This is a genomic window from Streptomyces sp. NPDC002851 (assembly GCF_053591935.1).
Map to the genome: position 1 here is coordinate 32,749 of NZ_JBSFUT010000004.1, position 20,455 is coordinate 53,203.

Sequence of the window (20,455 nt, forward strand, 5' to 3'; positions counted from 1 at the left end):
GAACGCCCGCCAGCCGCGCGGCATGAGCCCGAGCACGCGGCGCGGGCGGCGCAACCGGCCGGTTTTCATCGAGCGTTCGGGACTGCGAAGAAAACTCCTTCGGTACCTCGCGGTGACGCTCGGCTGTGCCTGCGCCGGATATCTGGTCTTCCTCGGCGTGATCGTCGGCGCCCTGAAGGACCCCGGCAGACAGCTGCCACCCCGCATGGACGAGCCGCTGCCTACGGGGAACGCCCGGCATGAGTACGGGTGGAGAGGCGAGAGACCCGGCGGATCCGGTGGTGACGCCGACGGGCCCGGCAAGTCCGGCGGATCCGGTACGTCGGGCGGTCGCGGTACGGCGGACGGCCCCGCTGCCTCGAACGCCCCGGACGCCCCGGATGCCCCGGACGGCCCGGACGGCCCGGACCGCCGCCGAGGTACGCCGATGCGCGGCGGCCCCGGGAACGACCCCGGGAGCGAGGACACCACCCCGGGAGCCCCCCGGTGAGCCCCCGGCACGCGCTGCGGCGCCCGCCCCGTGGCCACTGGTTGCTGCTCGTGCTGATCTTCCCCGTGGTGGCCACGGCCCTGCTCTTCGAGGGCTGGACCACCCACGAGGTCGACGCGGCCCGGGACAAGGAACCGTGCGTCAGGCCCATTCCGAAGGAGGCGGACGACGGGCGGCCGGTGCTCAGGCTCGCCGGTGACCGGGTGGAGACCGCGGGGATGCCGCGGCGCACCGTCGCCCTGACCTTCGACGGCGGTCCCGACCCCAAGTGGACCCCGCGCATCCTCGGCCTGCTCCGCAGACACCAGGCCAAGGCGACGTTCTTCGTCTACGGGGCACGGGCCGTGCGTCATCCGGATCTGGTGCGGCGGATCCGGGCCGAGGGGCACGAGATCGGCTCGTACACCTACACGGGCGGTGACCTCGGTGCCGCCTCCACCTTGCGGGCCCGGCTCGAACTCTCCCTCACCCAGAGCGCGTTCGCGGGCTCCGCCGGGTTCCGCACCCGGCTGCTGCGGCTCCCGCACACCACCGCCGCGGACACCCTCTGCGGCGCCGAGTGGGAGGCGGCCCGTGACGCGGCCGGGCAGGGCTATCTGCTCGTCGCCGCCGACCGCAAGTCGCGGCGGCCCTCGGAGGGCGTGATCCGGCAGTACAGCAACACCTCGCTGGGCCTCCGTGAGGCCGAGGCGCTGCTCGGGGATCGCCGTATCGACAAATTCACCACCGTGACGGCGGGGCTCGGCCGGCCCCCGCTCACCTCCCCGGCGCACTGGACCGAACGCCTCAAGGGCGAGGGCCTGATGTGGGCGCAGACCGTCGGGCACGCCTTCACGCGCCTGATGGCCTGGGTGCTCGGGGTCGCGGGCGCGCTCGGGCTGCTGCGGCTCGTGCTGCTTTGGCTGTTCGCCCGTGCGCACGTACGCCGAAGAGATCGGTACCGGCCCGGTGCGCCCCGCCTGCGCGAGATCACCGAGCCGGTGACGGTGCTCGTGCCCGCGTACAACGAGGAAGAGGGCATCGAGGCGACCGTGCGCTCGCTGCTCGCCTCCACGCACCCGTACCTCCAGGTCGTCGTGGTCGACGACGGTTCCACGGACCGTACGGCCGAGCTTGCCGCGGCGATCGACGACCCGCGGCTCCAGGTGATCCGGCAGCCCAACGGCGGCAAGCCGCGCGCGCTCAACACCGGTCTGGCGCACGCCCGTTACGACATCGTCGTGATGGTCGACGCCGATACGGTCTTCGAGCCGGAGGCGCTGTACCGGCTGATCCAGCCGCTCGCGCACCCGGCCGTCGGGGCCGTCAGCGGCAACACCAAGGTCGGCAACCGGCGTCGCCTGTTGGGGCGTTGGCAGCACCTGGAGTACGTCATCGGCTTCAACCTGGACCGGCGCATGTTCGAGGTCCTGGAGTGCATGCCGACCGTGCCCGGGGCCATCGGCGCGTTCCGGCGCGCGGCCCTCATGGGCATCGGCGGCGTCAGCGAGGACACCCTCGCCGAGGACACCGACCTGACCATGGCGCTGTGGCGGGCCGGTTGGCGGGTGGTGTACGAGGAGTCGGCGGTCGCCTGGACCGAAGTACCGGCCACGCTCGGCCAGTTGTGGCGGCAGCGCTACCGCTGGTGCTACGGCACCCTCCAGTCCATGTGGAAGCACCGTCGGGCCGTCCGCGAGCTGGGGCCCGCCGGGCGGTTCGGGCGGCGCGGGCTGACCTCTCTGGCGCTCTTCCAGGTCCTGCTGCCGCTGTTCGCGCCCGTCGTGGACGTCTTCGCGCTGTACGGCGTGTGCTTCCGGGACGCGACCGAGGCGGTCGCCGTGTGGCTCGGGTTCCTGGCCGTACAACTCCTGACCGCCGGGTACGCGCTGCGGCTCGACGGCGAACCGCTCCGCCAGCTGTGGGCGCTGCCGCTCCAGCTGTTCGTATACCGGCAGTTGCTGTATCTCGTCGTCATCCAGTCCGTGATGACCGCGTTGCTCGGCACCAGGCTGAAGTGGCAGCGGATGCTCCGGTCCGGTACGGGAAATCAGCGGCTCCTGGAGGAGGGGGAGACGCGGCCGGGTCCGGCGCCCTACCGCACGGCCCCCGCTGAACTCCCGTACCACGACGGCCAGGGCGACGCCCAGGACATCGCCCCGGTCGTCCCGTACCACCACGATCCGGGCCCGGCGAGGGGAGCGGCGCGATGAGGTACTCGATCGACGACTGGCCCGCCCAACTGCGCGGCCACAGGCGCGCGTCGACGCCCGTGGCCGGGGAGACGGTGCATGTGGACGGGCCGCTGTGGCGGACGGATCCCGAGCCGGGGCCCGGCGGCGGCCCGGGCGCGGCGCCGGCCCCTTGGCGGGATCCGATGCCGGGCCCCGGGCCGGACCCCGGGCCGGACCCCGTACCGGATCCGGAGCCGTCGCCGCGGGCCCGCTCCCGTCGCCGCCGACGGCGACGCCCCCTGCGGCGGGCGCTCCTCGTCCTCCTGGTCCTGGCCCTCGCCACGCCGCTCGGCACCTATGCCTGGGCGGAGAGCAGGCTCCAGGGTGATGTGGACCTGGGTGCGCACGGGTCCCGGCCCGCGCCGGGGCGCGGCACGACCTACCTGATCGTCGGCTCCGACAGCCGGGCCGGGCTCTCCGCGGACGAGCAGCGCGAGTTGCACACCGGGGACGTCTCGGGGCGGCGCACCGACTCGATGATCCTGCTGCACACCGGCCCCTCGGGCACCACCATGGTCAGCCTGCCGCGCGACTCGTGGATCACGATCCCGTCGTACCTGCGGACCTCGACCGGCAAGCGTTCGGCCCCGGCCAAGGACAAGCTGAACGCGGCCTTCGCGTACGGCGGTCCGGAGCTCCTGGTCCGCACGGTGGAGCACAACACCGGCGTACGGATCGACCACTACGCGGAGATCGGCCTCGGCGGGTTCGTGCACATCGTGGATTCCGTCGGGGGCGTACGCCTCTGCCTCGACAAGCCGGTACGGGACGAGAAGTCGGGCGCCGACCTGCGCAAGGGCTGCCAGACGCTGAACGGGCGGGAGTCCCTCGCATACGTACGCCAGCGCCATCAGGAGGCCAACGGCGACCTCGGCCGCACCCTCAACCAGCAGCGGTTCCTGTCCGCGCTGGCCCACCGGGCGGCGAAACCGGAGACGGTGCTCGACCCGACCCGGGTCTATCCGGCGCTGAGCGCGGGCCTCGACACGCTCATCGTCGACCGGGACATGGGGCTGACGGACCTCGCCGAGATGGTGCGGGCGGTGCAGCGGGTCGCGGGCGGCGGTCCGGGCGGCAGACGGCTCAACGTGCCGGTGTCCGGGGTGGGGATCCCCACGCCCAAGGGCAGCGCGGTGCAGTGGGACGAGAAGCGGGCGCGGAAGCTCTTCGCGCAGCTGAGGGATGGGCGTTGACAGCGGGTACCCGTGCTCCGAAACTCGGCGCGGAGCACGGCGAACCGGAAGGAACTCCCATGCACACCACGGTCGGCATCATCGGCGGCGGGCCCGCGGGGCTGCTCCTCGCCCGGCTGCTGCACAACGCCGGGATCGACAGCGTCGTCCTGGAGTGCCGCGACCGCGCGTACGTCGAGCGGCGCCAGCGGGCCGGGATCCTGGAGCAGGGCACCGTCGACGCGTTGCGCGCCGCCGGGGTGGGGGAGCGGATGGACCGCGAGGGGCTGACGCACGACGGCATCGAGCTGCGCTTCGACCGCCGCGCGCACCGCCTCGACTTTCCCGCGCTCACCGACGGGCGGCGGGTGACGGTCTACGCCCAGACCGAGGTGGTCAAGGACCTCATCGCCCGCCAACTCGCCGACGGGGACCCGTTGTTGTTCGGTGCCGAGGTGCATGCGGTCATGGGCGCGGACGCGGAGCGCCCGACCGTGCGCTTCACGCACGAGGGCCGCGAGCAGACCCTGACCTGTGACTACGTCGTGGGCTGCGACGGGTTCCACGGTGTGGCCCGCGACGCGGTGCCGGAGGCGGTCCGGACGTCGTACGAGAGGACCTATCCGTACTCCTGGCTCGGGATACTCGCCGAAGCGCCGCCCGCGTACGAGGAGTTGATCTATGCCCACTCGGCGCGCGGCTTCGCGCTCGCCAGCATGCGCTCGCCCACGGTGAGCCGTCTCTATCTCCAGGTGCCGAACGGCACCGACCCCGCCGACTGGCCGGACGCACGCATCTGGGACGAGCTCGACGCCCGGCTCGCCCTCGACGCCGACCCCGGGTTCAAACTGGAGCGTGGCCCGGTGACCGCCAAGTCCGTGCTGCCGATGCGGAGTTGGGTGACCGAGCCGATGCGGTACGGGCGGGTCTTCCTGGCCGGTGACGCGGCGCACATCGTGCCGCCGACCGGGGCGAAGGGCCTCAATCTCGCGGCCGCCGACGTGATCGTGCTGGCCCGTGCGCTGATCGAGCGGCAGCGGACCGGTTCGGCCGCGCTGCTCGACGCGTACTCCGCCACCTGCCTGCGCCGGGTGTGGCGGGCCGAGCACTTCTCCGCCTTCATGACGACGACCCTGCACCTCGACCCCGGCGGCTCCGGCTTCGACTCCCGCCTTCAGCTCGCCCAGCTCGACCGGGTGGCCTCCGCGCCGCACGCCGCGGCCGAACTCGCCGAGAACTACACGGGGTTGCCGTTGTAGCGGAGCAGATAGCGCGCGAAGCGGTCGAGGTCGGCCTCGTCCCACTCCGCGAGGCGCTCGTGGAAGCCCCGTCGGCGGCTCTCGGCGGCGTGCCGGAGCACCGCCGCGCCCTCCTCGGTGATGTGCAGGACCTGGATGCGGTGGTCGGCGGGGTCGGTGCCGCGCGCCACGTACCCGAGCCGCTCCAGGCCCGCGACCTGGCGGCTGACCGTCGACTTGTCGAGCAGGTAGTGCGCCGCGAGGTCGGTGGCGCGGCAGCCCCGCCGGTCCTCCAGGTGGGCCAGGAGCGTGAAGGAGACCAGTGAGAGCTCCGGGTGCATCCGGGCCGCGGCGGCCCGGGCGCGGCGGGCGAAGGCGGTCAGCTCGCGCTGGATGACGGCCACGGATTCGTCTCTGGTCTGCATGGTTTGGCCCTCTCGACGACTGGTTGTAGAGTACAACGCAATGCGAAGATTGTAAAACGCAACCAATGTCGATGCCGGTACGGCAGTGGAGTCACAGGAAGTGAACGGTCGAGACATGGGTGCAGCGGCACACGGACGGAGCGGGGCGCGTAAGGGCGACGCCCGCGGCGGCGGGCTCCTGGGGGCGGCGCCGCCGGGCGCGCTGCGGCATGTCCTGATCCATCTGCTCACGCCGCTCCTGATGTGCGTGGGCATGGGCCTCGCCTACCTCGGCGCCTTCGCGCACCCCGAGCCGCACCAGATGCCGGTCGCCGTCGTCGGCTCGGGCCCGCAGGCGCAGGTGCTCGCGCAGACCCTGCACGACAAGGCGGACCACGGCCTGGACGTCCGTACCCTGCCGGACCGGGACGCGGCCGTCGAGGCCCTGAAGACCCGGGACCTCACGGGCGCGTACGTCCTCGGCGGCGACCGGCCCGAACTCCTCGTCGCCTCCGCGGGCTCCGACACCAGCGCCTCCGCGGTCCAGAAGGTGTTCACGCCGGTGGCCGACCGCGAGGGCGCGCCCCTGAAGGTGACCGACGTCGTGCCGACGGACTCCGACGACCCGACCGGGCAGGGCATCTTCTTCCTGCTCGTCGCGCTCAGCATCGGTGCCTACGCCTCGGTGGCCGCACTCGGCGCCGCGGGCTCGGCGCTGCCGCCGCGGATGCGGGGGCTGCTCGTGCTCGGCACGTCGTTCGTGGTCAGCGTGGTCGGCGCGGCCTTCGCGGGGCCGGTCTTCCGTCTCGTACACCAGGGCCTGTGGGGCGTCTGGGCGCTCGCGTGGCTGTACGCGGCCGGGATCCTCTTCATCGGCACCGGCCTGCACACGTTCCTGAAGCGGTGGACCACGCTCGGCGTGATGGTCCTGTTCGTGATGCTCAACTTCACCAGCTCCGGCGGGATCTTCCGGCCCGAGCTGCAGCACCCCTTCTTCGGCTCGCTGCACGCGTTCTGGAACGGCGCGGGGGGCGTCTAGTCGGACGCGCGACGGCCCCCGAGCCCGTCACTCCTGACTCAGTACTCCTCTGATCCGTACCCCTTCGGTCGTTTACTTCTTCGGCCCCGTTACTCCTTGCGGTAGTCGTACGCCTCCGTGGCCGCCGCGGCCACCGCGTCCAGGTCGGCGCCGGTGGAGGCCGTCACCACCGCCGCTACCGCGCCCTCCACGAACGGGGCGTCCACCAGGCGGGCGCCGTCCGGGAGTTCGTCGCCCTCGGCGAGCATGGCCTTGACCGTCAGGACCGCGCTGCCCAGGTCGGCCAGGACGGCCACGCCCGCGCCCCGGTCGACCTCTTGAGCGGCCGTGGCGATCAGCTCCGAGCTGGTACCCAGACCGCCGTCCTCGGTGCCGCCCGCCGCCGCGACCGGCGCCGTCGCGATGCCGCCCGCGAGGCCCTGGGCCAGTTCGGCAACGGACCGGGCGACGGTCGCGCTGTGCGAGACGAGCACGACGCCGACCTGCTGCCCGGCGCTCATCGGGCGTCCCCGGCGACCCCGGCGGCCTCGGCGAGTGCGGCCACGAGCAGCGCCGACGAGGTCGCGCCCGGGTCCTGATGGCCGATGCTGCGTTCACCCAGATAGCTGGCCCGGCCCTTGCGCGCCTGCAACGGAATGGTGGCCTCGGCCCCCTGCTCGGCGGCCGCGCGGGCGGCGCCGAAGGACTCACCGAGCGCGTCGACCGCGGGGAACAGCGCGTCCAGCATCGTCTTGTCGCCCACCGCCGAACCGCCCAGCTTGGCCACCGTCTCCACACCGGCCCGGAAGGCCGCGGCGAAGTCGCCCTCGCTGACCTCCGTGGCGTCACCGAGCGCCTTGCCGGTGCTGCGCAGGAGCGAGCCGTACAGCGGGCCGGACGCGCCACCCACCTTGGAGATCAACTGCCGCCCGGCCAGGACCAGTACGGCTCCGGGCGTGGCGGCGTCCGCGCCCTGGAGCGCCTCGGTCACGGCCGCGAAGCCGCGGCGCATATTGGTGCCGTGGTCGGCGTCGCCGATCGCCGAGTCGAGGTCGGTGAGGCGGTCCGCCTCGCGGTCGACGGCCGCCGCTGCGGTCGTCATCCAGCGGCGGAAGAAGTCGGCGTCGAGCACAGGTCCTCCTGGTTCGTGGTGCTGTTCGGGGTGGTGGCGAGACGGGGAGGGGGGCCGGAGGCTGTTCCTCCGGGCGCTCACACGCCCCAGCGCAGGGCGGGCGTCCGCACCGGAGCGTCCCACAGGCGCAGGATCTCCTCATCGATCTGACACAGAGTCACCGAGGCGCCCGCCATATCGAGCGAGGTCACATAGTTGCCGACCAGGACGCGGGCGACGGCGACGTTCCGCTCCGTGAGCGCGCGGTCGACCTCGGCGAGGAAGCCGTACAGCTCGAGGAGCGGCGTCGCGCCCATGCCGTTGACGAGCAGCAGCACCGGATCCTTCGGGCGCAGGTCCTCGACCACGGCGTCCACGGCGAAGTCGGCGATCTCCCGGGAGGTCATCATGGGGCGCCGCTCGCGGCCCGGCTCGCCGTGGATGCCGATGCCCAGCTCCAGCTGGCCCGTGGGCAGGTCGAAGGTGGGGCCGCCCTTGGCGGGCGTGGCGCAGGGGGCCAGGGCGACGCCGAAGCTGCGGGAGTACTCGTTGACGCGCCGGGCGATCGCCTCGACCCGCTCGAGCGGCATGCCCTCGTCGGCCGCGGCACCCGCGATCTTCTCGACGAAGAGGGTGGCGCCGGTGCCGCGCCGCCCCGCCGTGTAGAGGCTGTCGGTGACGGCCACGTCGTCGTTGACGAGCACCTTGGCGACCTGGATGCCCTCGTCCTCGGCGAGCTCGGCCGCCATGTCGAAGTTCAGCACGTCACCGGTGTAGTTCTTCACCACGAACAGCACACCCTTGCCGCTGTCCACGGCGGCCGCGGCCCGCACCATCTGGTCCGGCACGGGCGACGTGAACACCTCACCGGGACAGGCCGCGGAGAGCATCCCGGGCCCCACGAACCCGCCGTGCAACGGCTCGTGCCCGGACCCGCCACCGGAGATCAGGGCCACCTTGTCGGCCACGGGTGCGTCCCGGCGCACGATCACCCGGTTCTCCACGTCGACGGTCAGCTCGGGATGAGCGGCGGCCATACCGCGCAGGGCGTCCGCGACCACCGTCTCGGCCACGTTGATCAACATCTTCATGGGTACCTCCGGGGAAGAGCAGGTGCTTCGGTGGCGGAGTAACGGCCTCAGTATCAACGGATCTCTGCCGCCAGGTCATGACCTTGGACGTGACGGTGGTGTGTGCAGCGGCTGAAGCGGTACCGGGGCGGGCGTCCGGGCGACCGGCCCTTGTCAGGGAATCGCCGTCAGGGAATCGCCGTCGGGGAACTGCTGTCAGGGAATCGCTAAGGCGCTCGATGCGGCCGTAAGAGGGTCGTCAACGACGGGTGCGATCGGCCGAAAGGGCTGTTTCCTCTAACAGTCCGATCATCTCCGTACTTCATTCAGGAGCTCGCGATGGCCGATCTGGCCTTCGTCGTCACCACGGTCGCGGTGTTCGCGCTGGTGGCACTCATCGCCAAGGGGGTCGCAAAGCTGTGACCGTCGAAAACATCGTCGGCCTCGTCGTGGCCGTGGCCTTGCTGGGCTATCTCGTTCTCGCCCTCGTCAAGCCGGAGAGGTTCTGAGCACGACTATGAGTCCTGTACTTGCCGACGTGCTCGTGGTGGTCGCGCTGGTCGGCGCGCTCGCTCTGGTGCACCGGCCGCTTGGCGACTACATGGCCGCCGTCTATTCCTCCAGGAAGCACCTGAGGGTCGAGAGGCTCCTGTACCGGTGTGTGGGGGCGAATCCGGATGCGGAGATGCGCTGGCCCGCGTATCTGCGGGGCGTGCTCGCCTTCTCCGCGGTCAGTGTCCTGTTCCTGTATCTGATGCAGCGGGTGCAGGACAGGCTGCCGTTGTCGCTGGGCTTCAAGCCGATCTCGCCGGATCAGGCGTTCAATACGGCCGCGTCGTTCGTGTCGAACACCAACTGGCAGTCGTATTCGGGTGAGTCGGCGATGAGCCATGTCACTCAGACCGGCGGCCTTGCGGTGCAGAACTTTGTCTCCGCGGCGGTGGGGATGGCGGTGGCGGTGGCGTTGATCCGCGGCTTCGCCCGTTCCCGTTCCGGTGAACTGGGTAATTTCTGGGCGGACTTGGTGCGGGGTGTCGTACGCATTCTGATTCCGATATCAGTCGTGGCGGCGGTGTTGCTGGTCGCGGCGGGTGCGGTGCAGAACTTCGGGGACATCCACCACGTCACGACGCTGACCGGCGACAGGCAGGCCATCAGCCCGGGTGCGATGGCGTCGCAGGAGGCCATCAAGGACCTGGGCACGAACGGCGGCGGCTACGCGAACGCCAACTCGGCGCATCCGTTCGAGAATCCCAACGGCTTCTCGAATCTCCTTGAGATATTCCTGCTCCTGGTCATTCCGTTCTCGCTGCCGCGGACGTTCGGCAAGCTGGTCGGTTCGGTCCGTCAGGGGTACGCGATCGTCGGCGCGATGGCCACCGTCTGGTTCCTCGCGGTGGTTGCGGTGACGTGGATCGAGTACGTCCATCCGGGCACGGCTTCGCAGCTTGCGGGTGGTGCGATGGAAGGCAAGGAGCAGCGTTTCGGTGAGGGCAATTCGTCGCTGTTCGCGGTCTCCACGACGATGACGTCGACCGGTTCGGTCGACTCCTTTCACGACTCGTACAGCGGTCTGTCCGGCGGCGTTCTCATGGTGGGGATGATGCTGGGCGAGATCGCGCCCGGCGGTGTCGGCTCGGGTCTTTACGGCATGCTGGTCATGGCGATCATTGCGGTGTTCATCGCGGGTCTGATGGTGGGCCGTACACCCGAGTACTTGGGCAAGAAGATCGGTACCCGAGAGATCAAGCTGGCCGCCTGCTACATCCTGATCACTCCGGCCCTTGTGCTGATCGGCACGGCTCTCGCGATAGCGCTGGGCACGGGCCAATCGTCGATGACGAATGTCGGCCCGCATGGCTTCTCCGAGGTCTTGTACGCGTATACCTCGGCGTCCAATAACAACGGCTCGGCATTCGCGGGCTTCGGGGCCGATACCCCGTATCACAACACGGTGTTGGGGCTGTGCATGCTGCTCGGCCGGTTCCTGCCGATGGTGTTCGTCCTCGCGCTCGCCGGATCCCTCGCTGAGCAGCGGCCGGTCCCGGCCACGGCGGGCACATTGCGCACGGAGAAGCCGTTGTTCACCGGGCTTGTGGTGGGCGTGATTCTGATCGTCACGGGTCTGACGTTCTTCCCGGCCCTGGCCCTCGGCCCGCTCGCGGAAGGACTTGCGGCATGACCACCCCCGTAACGCAACCAGAAGTTCAGGACGCAAAGGAGCAAGGGGCGATGTCCACCCCGACACTGGCTCCGCACCAGGACGCGCCGACCGGGCACAAGCCCGAAAGCGGCGACGGCCGGGTCGGCGGGGGCCTCTTCGACCCGAAGCAGCTGGTGAAGTCCCTGCCGGACGCGCTGCGCAAGCTGAACCCCCGGGTCATGGTCAAGTCACCCGTGATGTTCGTGGTGTTGACCGGTTCCGTCGTCACCACGGTGCTCGCGGTCAAGGACCCGGGGGAGTGGTTCGGCTGGGTGATCGCTGCCTGGCTGTGGCTCACCGTGATCTTCGCGAACCTGGCCGAGGCGGTGGCCGAGGGCCGTGGCAAGGCGCAGGCCGACACATTGCGCAAGGCCAAGACCGACACCACCGCCCGACGCCTGGCCAATGACGGCAGGACCGAGGAGCAGGTGCCCGGCACCCAGCTCAGGATCGGGGACCTCGTTGTTTGCGAGGCGGGCGACATCATCCCTGGGGACGGTGACGTCGTCGAGGGCGTCGCGAGCGTCGACGAGTCGGCCATCACGGGTGAATCGGCCCCGGTCATCCGGGAGTCGGGCGGCGACCGTTCGGCCGTCACCGGCGGGACGAAGGTGCTCTCCGACCGCATCGTCGTGCGGATCTCGACCAAGCCGGGTGAGACCTTCATCGACCGCATGATCAATCTGGTCGAGGGTGCGGCGCGGCAGAAGACGCCGAACGAGATCGCCCTGAACATTCTGCTCGCCTCGCTGACGATCGTGTTCCTGCTCGCCGTGGTCACGCTGAAGCCGTTCGCGGTGTACGCGGGGGCCGACGGGCAGACGTCCCTGATCGTGCTCACCGCACTGCTCGTCTGCCTGATCCCGACGACCATCGGGGCGTTGCTCTCGGCCATCGGGATCGCGGGCATGGACCGGCTGGTGCAGCGCAATGTGCTCGCCATGTCCGGGCGTGCGGTCGAGGCGGCGGGCGATGTGTCCACGCTGCTGCTCGACAAGACCGGCACCATCACCCTCGGCAACCGGCAGGCCGCCGAGTTCGTCCCGGTGCGCGGCACGACGGCCGCCGAACTCGCCGACGCCGCCCAGCTGTCGTCCCTGGCCGACGAGACGCCCGAAGGCCGCTCCGTCGTCGTACTGGCGAAGGAGAAGTACGGGCTGCGGGAGCGGCATCAGGGGGAGTTGGCGCACGCCGAGTGGATCGAGTTCACCGCACAGACCCGCATGTCGGGGGTCGATGTCAGCGAGAACGGCATCGCCCGCAAGATCCGCAAGGGCGCCACCGGCTCCGTCGTGGCCTGGGTCGAGGAGCGCGGCGGCAGCGTCTCCGACGAGGCGCAGGAGCTGACCGACACCATCTCGGAGGCGGGCGGTACGCCGCTGCTCGTGGCGGTGGAGGACTCCGCCCCGAATGGGAAGAGCAGCGCCCGGGGCCTGGGCGTGATCCATCTCAAGGATGTGGTCAAGGACGGTATGCGGGAGCGGTTCGAGGAACTGCGGCGTATGGGCATCAAGACCGTCATGATCACGGGGGACAACCCGCTGACGGCCAAGGCCATCGCCGAGGAGGCGGGCGTGGACGACTTCCTCGCGGAGGCCACGCCCGAGGACAAGATGGCGCTGATCAAGCGCGAGCAGGCGGGCGGGAAACTCGTCGCGATGACGGGTGACGGCACCAACGACGCGCCCGCGCTCGCGCAGGCGGATGTGGGCGTGGCGATGAATACCGGGACCTCGGCCGCCAAGGAGGCCGGGAACATGGTGGACCTGGACTCCAACCCGACGAAGCTGATCGAGATCGTCGAGATCGGCAAGCAACTCCTCATCACCCGCGGCGCGTTGACCACGTTCTCCATCGCCAATGACGTGGCGAAGTACTTCGCGATCATCCCCGCGATGTTCGCAGTCGCCTACCCGTCCCTGGACAAGCTCAACATCATGGGCCTGGCCTCGCCCCGGTCCGCGATCCTGTCGGCCGTCATCTTCAACGCGCTGATCATCGTCGCCCTGGTGCCGCTCGCCCTGAAGGGTGTGCGCTACCGGCCGATGAGCGCCGACGGAATGCTCCGCCGCAACCTCGGGATCTACGGGCTCGGCGGGCTGATCGCCCCGTTCATCGGCATCAAGGCCATCGACATGCTCCTCTCCCTCATCCCCGGGCTGCGTTAACAGAAAGGCATGTGGCCGACCGCCATGACCAACTCCGTGACACACTCCGTCCGCCTGCTGTGGGCCGCGCTGCGCGCGCTGCTCGTCCTGACCGTCCTCACCGGCGTCCTCTATCCGCTCGCCGTCACCGGCATCGCCCAGGCGGCCTTCCACGACAAGGCCAACGGATCGATGGTGAAGGCCGACGGCAGAGAGGTCGGCTCGGCGCTCATCGGCCAGTCCTGGAACATCAAGGGCACCGACGAGCCCGACCCCCACTGGTTCCAGGGCCGACCCTCCAACAGCGGCTACAACCCGCTGGCCACCGGCTCGAGCCAGCTGGGCGCCTCCGACCCGACCCTGGTCAAGGCCGTGAGGGCGGCCAAGAAGCAGGTCGCCGCCTTCAACGGCGTCCCGCAGTCCGAGGTCCCCAAGGACGCCGTCACCGGCTCCGCCTCCGCCATCGACCCGCACATCTCACCCGCGTACGCCGAGATCCAGGTGAAGCGGGTCGCCAGGGAGAACAAGCTCTCCACGGCAGAGGTACGGGAGCTCGTCGCGGCGCACACCGAGGGCCGCACCGCCGGATTCCTCGGCGAACCCCACGTCAACGTCCTGAAACTCAACATCGCGCTCCAGGACCTGACCAAGAAGAGCTGACCAGGAAGCGCTGACCAAGAAGAGCTGATCGTTCCAGCAGGCTTACGACAGGAAGGCACCACAGCAAATGACGCGGGTGCTGGTGGTGGAAGACGATCCGCAGCTCGTGCGGGCGTTAGTGATCAATATGCAGGCGCGGAAGTACGGGGTGGATGCCGCGCCCGACGGAACGACGGCGCTGCGGCTCGCGGCGGCCCGGCAGCCCGACGTCATCCTTCTCGACCTGGGCCTGCCCGACCTCGACGGGGTCGAGGTGATCAAGGGCGTACGGACCTGGAGCAGAGTGCCGATCCTGGTGCTTTCGGCCCGCCGCGGTTCGGACGAGAAGGTGGCCGCCCTGGACGCCGGTGCGGATGACTACATCACCAAACCGTTCAGCATGGACGAACTCCTGGCCCGCCTGCGGGCCGCCGTACGGCGCACGGACGAACCCCTGCCGGCATCCGTGGAGATGGCGGTGGTGGCGACGGACGACTTCACGGTGGATCTCGTCGCCAAGAAGGTGCGGCGGGACGGACATGACGTCCGTCTCACCCCCACCGAGTGGCATCTCCTTGAGATCCTGATCTCCCGTCCGGGCCGCCTGGTCTCCCAGAAGGAGCTCCTCGAGACCGTGTGGGGCCCCAGCTATGGCAGGAAGACGAACTATCTCCGGGTCTACATGGCCCAGTTGAGACGGAAACTCGAGGCCGACCCGGCCCACCCTCGCTACCTGGTCACGGAGCCGGGTATGGGCTATCGCTTCGAGGACTGAGGGCAGGGCAGGGCAGGCATGGCACGCAGCACACGCGGCACATTGCGTATCTATCTCGGTGCGGCACCGGGCGTGGGCAAGACCTACGCCATGCTGTCCGAGGCGCACCGTCGCGTCGAGCGGGGCACGGACTGCGTGGTCGCGTGCGTGGAGCATCACAACAGACCTCGTACCGAGGTGATGCTGCACGGACTCGAACAGGTAGCGCGCCGGGAGTTGGAGTACCGGGGCTCGGTCTTCATCGAGATGGACGTGGACGCCGTACTGGACCGGCGCCCGGCCGTCGCCCTGGTGGACGAGCTGGCGCACACCAATGTGCCCGGCTCGCGCAACGGCAAGCGCTGGCAGGACGTCGAGGAGTTGTTGGCCGCCGGGATCGACGTCATCTCGACCGTCAACATCCAGCACCTGGAGTCCCTCGGCGACGTCGTCGAGTCGATAACGGGCGTACGGCAGCGGGAGACCGTACCGGACGAGGTGGTGCGCCGCGCCGACCAGATCGAGCTGGTCGACATGTCCCCGCAGGCGCTGCGGCGCCGGATGGCGCACGGGAACGTGTACCAGGCCGACAAGGTCGACGCGGCCCTGTCGAACTACTTCCGGCCCGGAAACCTCACCGCCCTGCGGGAGTTGGCACTGCTGTGGACCGCCGACCGGGTCGACGCATATCTCCAGGAGTACCGCGCCGAGCACCGCGTCTCGAAGATCTGGGGCTCGCGCGAGCGCATCGTCGTCGGACTCACCGGCGGCCCGGAAGGGCGCACCCTGCTCCGCCGGGCCGCCCGGCTCGCCGAGAAGGGCGCGGGCGGTGAGGTCATCGCCGTCTACGTCGCCCGCAGCGACGGCCTGACCTCGGCCTCTCCGAAGGAACTCGCCGTCCAGCGCACCCTCGTGGAGGACCTGGGCGGCACCTTCCACCACGTCATCGGCGACGACATACCGGCGTCCCTGCTCGAGTTCGCCCGTGGGGTCAACGCGACCCAGATCGTCCTCGGCGTCTCCCGGCGCAAGCCGTGGCAGTACGTCTTCGGCCCCGGCGTCGGAACGTCCGTGGCCCGCGACTCCGGGCCCGACCTCGACGTTCACCTCGTCACGCACGGCGCGATGGGCAAGGGCCGCGGCCTGCCGGTCGCCCGCGGCGCCCGGCTCGGCCTGGCCCGGAGCATCTGGGGCTGGCTCACCGGTGTGGCCGGGCCGGTGCCGCTCACCTGGCTCCTGCACGACGTACTGCCCGTCGGGCTCGCCAACAACGTCCTGCTGTATCTGACGCTCACCGTCGGCGCCGCGCTGCTCGGCGGGCTCTGGCCCGCCCTGGCGTCCGCGGCGGTCGGCTCGGCCCTGCTCAACTGGTTCTTCACCGAACCCCGTTACACCCTGACGATCGACGAGCCGAAGAACATCCTCGCCATCGCGGTCTTCTTCGCCGTCGCCGTCTCCGTCGCCTCGGTCGTGGACCTGGCGGCCCGCCGCACCCATCAAGCGGCCCGCCTGCGCGCGGAGTCGGAGACCCTGTCCATCCTCGCGGGCAGCGTGCTGCGCGGCGGGACCACCGTCGACGCGCTCCTCGAACGGGTCCGCGAGACCTTCGCCATGGACTCCGTCGCCCTCCTGGAGCGCGAGAACGACAAGGAGCCCTGGACTTGCGTCGGTTCCGTCGGGGACGGCGGCCCCATCGGGCGCCCCGACGAGGCCGACGTGGAGATGCCCGTCGGCGGCAGCGACGACGACATGGTGCTCGCCCTGTCCGGCCGCGTCCTGCCCGCCGAGGACCGCCGCGTCCTCGGTGCCTTCGCCGCTCAGGCCGCCGTCGTCCTGGACCGCCAACGGCTGCGGGACCAGGCGAACCAGGCCCGCGCCCTCGCCGAGGGCAACCGCATCCGCACCGCCCTGCTCGCCGCCGTCAGCCACGACCTGCGCACCCCGCTCGCCGGTATCAAGGCTTCCGTGACGTCCTTGCGCTCCGAGGACGTCGAGTGGTCCGAGGCCGACCAGGCCGAACTCCTCGAGGGCATCGAGGACGGCGCCGACCGCCTGGACCACCTCGTCGGCAACCTCCTCGACATGTCCCGCCTCCAGACCGGCACCCTCGCCCCGCTCCTGCGCAAGGTCGACCTCGACGAAGTGGTGCCGATGGCGCTCGGCGGCGTACCGGAGGACAGCGTCGAACTCGACATCCCCGAAACCCTGCCCATGGTCGAGGTCGACAAGGGGCTGTTGGAGCGGGCCGTCGCCAACATCGTGGAGAACGCCGTCAAGTACAGCCCGGACGGAACCAAGGTCCTGGTGGCGGCCAGCGCCCTCGCCGATCGCGTCGAGGTGCGCGTCGTGGACCGCGGCCCCGGCGTCCCGGACGAGGCGAAGGACCGTATCTTCGCGCCCTTCCAGCGGTACGGCGACGCTCCGCGCGGGGCGGGCGTCGGGCTCGGTCTCGCGGTCGCCCGCGGCTTCACCGAGTCCATGGGCGGAACCCTCGACGCCGAGGACACGCCCGGCGGCGGCCTCACCATGATCCTCACCCTCAAGACGGCAGCCGACCAGCCCTTGGCCCGTCCCGGCCTGCCCAGCGGGGTCACCGCGTAAGGGAGTCCGGCCGAGGTATTGACGCGTGTTTCCTCCGGTGCCATCGTTACCGACAGATAGACATCAGATGTCTGACGTCAGATGTGATTCACCCAAGGGCACACCGAAGAACACCGAAGACGCCGAAGATCACCGAACGAAGAGGTTCCTGCCATGTCGCTCTCGGACGACCTCGCCGAGCAGCTGCTCGCCGCGATCATCGACGGCCAGTACCCGCCGGACTCCGCTCTGCCGCCCGAGGGAGAGCTCTCGGAGCAGGGCGCGGTCAGCCGTCTGACCGTGCGCGAGGCGGTCAAGCAGTTGCGTGCGCAGAACGTCGTCCGAGTGGTGCGTGGCCGGGGCACCTACGTCAACCCGCCGGACCGGTGGACCGCCCTGGAGCCGGTGGTGCGGGCGGCCTCGCGCACCGCGAGCGGCGCCCTGTCGGAACGGCTGATCGAGGCACGCCGGCTCATCGAGAACGGCGCGTGCGAGCTGGCCGCCGCCCGCCGCACCGAGGAGGACCTGGAGGCGCTGCGCCAGCACTTGGCGGTGATGCGCGAGGCCGCCGACGCGGGCGACACCGAGCAGTTCGTGCAGGCCGACATCGACTTCCACGACACGGTGATGCGGGCGACGGGCAACCTGTTCGTCCCGCTGCTCTTCGAGCCGTTCGGGCCGCTGCTCGTCGAGGGGCGCCGGGAGACCTCGGCCGTACCCGAGATCCGTACGAACGCCATCGCGCACCACGAGAGGGTGCTCGCCGCGCTGGAGTCCGGCAGCCCCGAGGCCGCCCGAACCGCCATGGACGGCCATATGAACCAGACCGCCGACGACCTGCGCACCCATGTGATCAAGCGCGACCTCGACTGACCTTCGCTCTCGGCTCTCCTTTCAACTCCCCTGACCTTCCCCCTCTCGACTCTCCGTTCAACTCCCCGTAACAGACCAGGAATTCGCCATGTCCCTACCCCTCCATGCCCGGACGCGGCCCGTCCCCGAAGCCGCGGTGCTTGAAGGGCTCCCACCGGTCCGCGAGGTGAGCGCCGCCGACGTGGCCGCCCGCATCTCCGGCGGGCGGCCACCTCGGCGGATCGTCGTGCTCGACGACGACCCGACCGGCACCCAGACGGTCGCCGACGTCCCGGTCCTCACCTCCTGGACGGTGGACGACCTGCGCTGGGCGCTGCGCCAGGACAGCGCCGCCTTCTTCGTCCTCACCAACACGCGCAGCCTGTCGCCCGAGGACGCCGCCGCCCGCAACCGCGAGGTGGTCCGCGCGCTGCACGCGGCATCGGCGGCCGAGGGCACCGGATACGTCCTGGCCAGCCGTGGCGACTCGACCCTGCGCGGCCACTTCCCGCTGGAGACCGACGTCCTCGCCCAGGAGCTCACCGAGCTGGGCGGCGGCGCTCCGGACGGTGTGGTGCTCGTCCCCGCCTACATCGAGGCGGGCCGGCTGACCGTCGGCTCCCGCCACTGGATGCGCACGGCCGACGGACTCCTTCCGGTCGGCGAGAGCGAGTTCGCCCGCGACGCCACCTTCGGCTACCGCAGCTCTTCGCTGCCCGAGTGGGTCGAGGAGAAGACGGGCGGGCGTGTGCCCGCGGACGAGGTTCTGCGCATCACCCTCGACGACCTGCGTGGCGGCGGCCCGGCGCACACGGCGCGGCTGCTGTCCTCGCTGCGCGGCGGGCGTACGGCCGTGGTCGACGCGGTGTGCGACGACGATCTGCGGGTCCTTGCCCTGGCCCTCGCGGAGGCGGAGGAGAACGGCACGCGGCTCCTTTACCGGGTCGGGCCGTCCTTCGTCCGGGCCCGCGCCGGACAGGCCGGGCGGGCACCGCTCACCCCGGCGGAACTGCGCCCGCTGCGCGGGGACGCGCCGCACGGGCTGATCGCCGTAGGGTCCCATGTCTCGCTGACGACACGGCAGTTGGACCGGCTGCGGGAGCGCGGCGGAATCGCCGAGTACGAACTGGACGTGGCCCTCCTGCTCGACGAGGAGCGGCGTACCGCCCACATCGCCGAGGTCGCGGCCGCCGCCGCCCACGCGCTCGACTCGGCGGACGCCGTGATCCGCACCTCGCGCACGCTGGTGACGGGTGCCGACGCGGACGACAGCCTGGCCATCTCGCGTCGGGTCTCCGCCGCGCTCGTGGCGGCCGTACGTCAGGTCAACGCCATCCGTCGGCCCGCGTACGTCGTCGCCAAGGGCGGCATCACCTCCAGCGACACCGCCACCCATGGCCTGGAGATCCGCCGTGCCTGGGCCCGGGGCACGCTGCTTCCCGGCATCGTCTCGCTCTGGGAACCCGTGGACGGCCCCGCCGCCGGCATCCCGTACATCGTCTTCGCCGGGAACGTCGGCGGCGCCGACGCCCTCGCCGACGCCCTCGACCTGCTCCGGAGTGCCTGATGCTGCTGCACGGAACCGATGCCCTGAAGGAGGCCGCGGCCGCCGGTCACGCCCTGCCCGGGTTCGTCGCCTACAACCTGGAGACGGTCCAGGGCATCACGGCCGCCGCCGAGGCCGCCGGACGGCCCGTCCTGATCCAGGCGGGCGCCAGCCCCTTCAAGCACGCCGGGCGGCAGGCCCTGATGCGGCTGGCCCTTGACGCCGCCGAGGACTCCGGCGCCCGCATCGGGGTGCACCTCGACCACAGCCGGGACCTGGACGAGATCACGGCCTGCCTGGACGCGGGCTACACCTCCGTCATGGTCGACGGCTCCCACCTGCCGTTCGCCGAGAACATCGCCCTGACGAAGGAGGCGGTACGGCAGGCCCGTGACCACGGCGCCTGGGTGGAGGCCGAACTCGGTGCCCTGCCGGGCGACGAGGACGTCTCCACCGATGCCGTCGCGCAGACCGCGGCGATGACCGATCCGCGGCAGGCGGCCGAGTTCGTGGCCGCGACGGGCGTGGACGCGCTCGCCGTCGCCGTCGGCAACGTCCACGGCTTCACCAAGGACCCGGTCCGCCTCGACCTGGAGCGGCTGGCCGCGATCCACGAAGCCGTACCGGTCCCGCTCGTCCTGCACGGCGCCAGCGGTCTGCCCGTCGAGGAGTTGCACGGCGCCCTCGCGCGCGGCGTCGCCAAGGTCAACGTCAACGCCGAACTGCGCCGGGCCTACTTGGAGGCCGTTCGTGCGGCCCTCCCGTCCGCGCTGCCCGGCTCCGATGTCGTCTCCGTGTGGACGGCGGGCCGCGACGCGGTGCGGGACGCCGCGCTGGAGGTCATCGGCCGCCTGAGCCCTCGCGCCGAGGGAGGCAATCCGTGACGTTGACCCAGCACCGCTGAACCCGGTTCCGCTTACTACGAGCCGCACCGCTTACTACGAGCCGCACCGCACCGCCGTACGGCACGAGACCGTCGTACAGCCGTACGGCACAAGCCGGAGCCTTCCCCACCCCG

General features: G+C 70.8%; 17 protein-coding genes and 1 pseudogene. 14 read left to right on the plus strand and 4 right to left on the minus strand.

Features of this window, described 5'->3' with window-relative positions:
• Positions 1 to 22: 22 nt before the first annotated feature.
• Genes ACWD10_RS05500 through ACWD10_RS05515 form a run of 4 tightly spaced genes read left to right on the plus strand, consistent with a single transcriptional unit; the run spans position 23 to position 5,134 of the window.
• Positions 23 to 490: a hypothetical protein gene (locus tag ACWD10_RS05500; protein WP_451087298.1), complete on the plus strand. Its 468-nt coding sequence runs from the start codon at positions 23 to 25 to the stop codon at positions 488 to 490.
• Entirely contained in the window at positions 487 to 2,682 is a 2,196-nt protein-coding gene (locus ACWD10_RS05505; protein ID WP_451087300.1) for a bifunctional polysaccharide deacetylase/glycosyltransferase family 2 protein, read from the plus strand. Before ACWD10_RS05500 ends, ACWD10_RS05505 begins: the two co-directional genes overlap by 4 nt.
• Positions 2,679 to 3,896 (plus strand): LCP family protein, encoded by a 1,218-nt coding sequence (locus ACWD10_RS05510; RefSeq protein WP_451087302.1) that lies wholly within the window; start codon positions 2,679 to 2,681, stop codon positions 3,894 to 3,896. Before ACWD10_RS05505 ends, ACWD10_RS05510 begins: the two co-directional genes overlap by 4 nt.
• A gap of 59 nt (positions 3,897 to 3,955) precedes the next feature.
• Positions 3,956 to 5,134 carry a 4-hydroxybenzoate 3-monooxygenase gene (locus ACWD10_RS05515; RefSeq protein ID WP_451087303.1) on the plus strand — a complete coding sequence of 393 codons (1,179 nt, stop codon included), beginning with the start codon at positions 3,956 to 3,958 and terminating at the stop codon, positions 5,132 to 5,134.
• Here ACWD10_RS05515 and ACWD10_RS05520 read toward each other — a convergent pair.
• On the minus strand, positions 5,113 to 5,538 hold the full coding sequence (locus tag ACWD10_RS05520) for a MarR family winged helix-turn-helix transcriptional regulator (RefSeq protein ID WP_451087305.1): 426 nt from the start codon (positions 5,536 to 5,538) through the stop codon (positions 5,113 to 5,115). The genes ACWD10_RS05515 and ACWD10_RS05520 overlap by 22 nt on opposite strands.
• Positions 5,539 to 5,779: 241 nt before the next feature.
• On the opposite strand from ACWD10_RS05520, the pseudogene ACWD10_RS05525 reads away from it, so the two are divergent.
• Positions 5,780 to 6,553, plus strand: a pseudogene (locus ACWD10_RS05525) (hypothetical protein); the annotation flags it as partial.
• A gap of 92 nt (positions 6,554 to 6,645) precedes the next feature.
• Here the strand turns inward: ACWD10_RS05525 and ACWD10_RS05530 are convergent.
• The 3 genes from ACWD10_RS05530 to dhaK all read right to left on the minus strand — a co-directional run bounded on the left by ACWD10_RS05530 (position 6,646) and on the right by dhaK (position 8,737).
• Positions 6,646 to 7,056, minus strand: a complete 411-nt coding sequence (locus tag ACWD10_RS05530) for a PTS-dependent dihydroxyacetone kinase phosphotransferase subunit DhaM (RefSeq protein ID WP_451087307.1) — start codon at positions 7,054 to 7,056, stop codon at positions 6,646 to 6,648.
• The gene (dhaL, locus tag ACWD10_RS05535; protein WP_451087309.1) at positions 7,053 to 7,667 is read right to left on the minus strand and encodes a dihydroxyacetone kinase subunit DhaL; all 615 of its coding nucleotides are present in this window, start codon (positions 7,665 to 7,667) and stop codon (positions 7,053 to 7,055) included. Before dhaL ends, ACWD10_RS05530 begins: the two co-directional genes overlap by 4 nt.
• Positions 7,668 to 7,744: 77 nt before the next feature.
• On the minus strand, positions 7,745 to 8,737 hold the full coding sequence (gene dhaK / locus ACWD10_RS05540) for a dihydroxyacetone kinase subunit DhaK (protein WP_451087311.1): 993 nt from the start codon (positions 8,735 to 8,737) through the stop codon (positions 7,745 to 7,747).
• A 398-nt stretch (positions 8,738 to 9,135) separates the two neighbouring features.
• Between dhaK and kdpF the strand changes: the two genes are divergently transcribed.
• From kdpF to ACWD10_RS05585, 9 genes are all read left to right on the plus strand, one after another.
• Positions 9,136 to 9,225, plus strand: coding sequence for a K(+)-transporting ATPase subunit F (kdpF, locus tag ACWD10_RS05545; protein ID WP_360623224.1), 90 nt, complete (start codon positions 9,136 to 9,138; stop codon positions 9,223 to 9,225).
• An 8-nt stretch (positions 9,226 to 9,233) separates the two neighbouring features.
• Positions 9,234 to 10,898 (plus strand): potassium-transporting ATPase subunit KdpA, encoded by a 1,665-nt coding sequence (gene kdpA / locus ACWD10_RS05550; RefSeq protein WP_451087313.1) that lies wholly within the window; start codon positions 9,234 to 9,236, stop codon positions 10,896 to 10,898.
• A gap of 50 nt (positions 10,899 to 10,948) precedes the next feature.
• Positions 10,949 to 13,087 carry a potassium-transporting ATPase subunit KdpB gene (kdpB, locus tag ACWD10_RS05555; protein WP_451087315.1) on the plus strand — a complete coding sequence of 713 codons (2,139 nt, stop codon included), beginning with the start codon at positions 10,949 to 10,951 and terminating at the stop codon, positions 13,085 to 13,087.
• Between the two features lie 24 nt (positions 13,088 to 13,111).
• Positions 13,112 to 13,726, plus strand: a complete 615-nt coding sequence (gene kdpC, locus ACWD10_RS05560; protein WP_451087317.1) for a potassium-transporting ATPase subunit KdpC — start codon at positions 13,112 to 13,114, stop codon at positions 13,724 to 13,726.
• Between the two features lie 67 nt (positions 13,727 to 13,793).
• Complete coding sequence (locus ACWD10_RS05565) at positions 13,794 to 14,480, plus strand: response regulator (RefSeq protein ID WP_451087319.1); 687 nt, start codon at positions 13,794 to 13,796, stop codon at positions 14,478 to 14,480.
• Between the two features lie 18 nt (positions 14,481 to 14,498).
• A complete protein-coding gene (locus tag ACWD10_RS05570) occupies positions 14,499 to 17,060 on the plus strand; it encodes a DUF4118 domain-containing protein (RefSeq protein ID WP_451087321.1) in 2,562 nt (853 codons plus the stop codon).
• A 153-nt stretch (positions 17,061 to 17,213) separates the two neighbouring features.
• A complete protein-coding gene (locus tag ACWD10_RS05575; protein WP_451087323.1) occupies positions 17,214 to 17,912 on the plus strand; it encodes a FadR/GntR family transcriptional regulator in 699 nt (232 codons plus the stop codon).
• 88 nt (positions 17,913 to 18,000) lie between these two features.
• Positions 18,001 to 19,458 carry a four-carbon acid sugar kinase family protein gene (locus tag ACWD10_RS05580; protein WP_451087325.1) on the plus strand — a complete coding sequence of 486 codons (1,458 nt, stop codon included), beginning with the start codon at positions 18,001 to 18,003 and terminating at the stop codon, positions 19,456 to 19,458.
• Complete coding sequence (locus ACWD10_RS05585; protein WP_451087327.1) at positions 19,458 to 20,321, plus strand: class II fructose-bisphosphate aldolase; 864 nt, start codon at positions 19,458 to 19,460, stop codon at positions 20,319 to 20,321. The genes ACWD10_RS05580 and ACWD10_RS05585 overlap by 1 nt, the downstream gene beginning before the upstream one ends.
• The last annotated feature ends 134 nt before the right edge of the window (positions 20,322 to 20,455 follow it).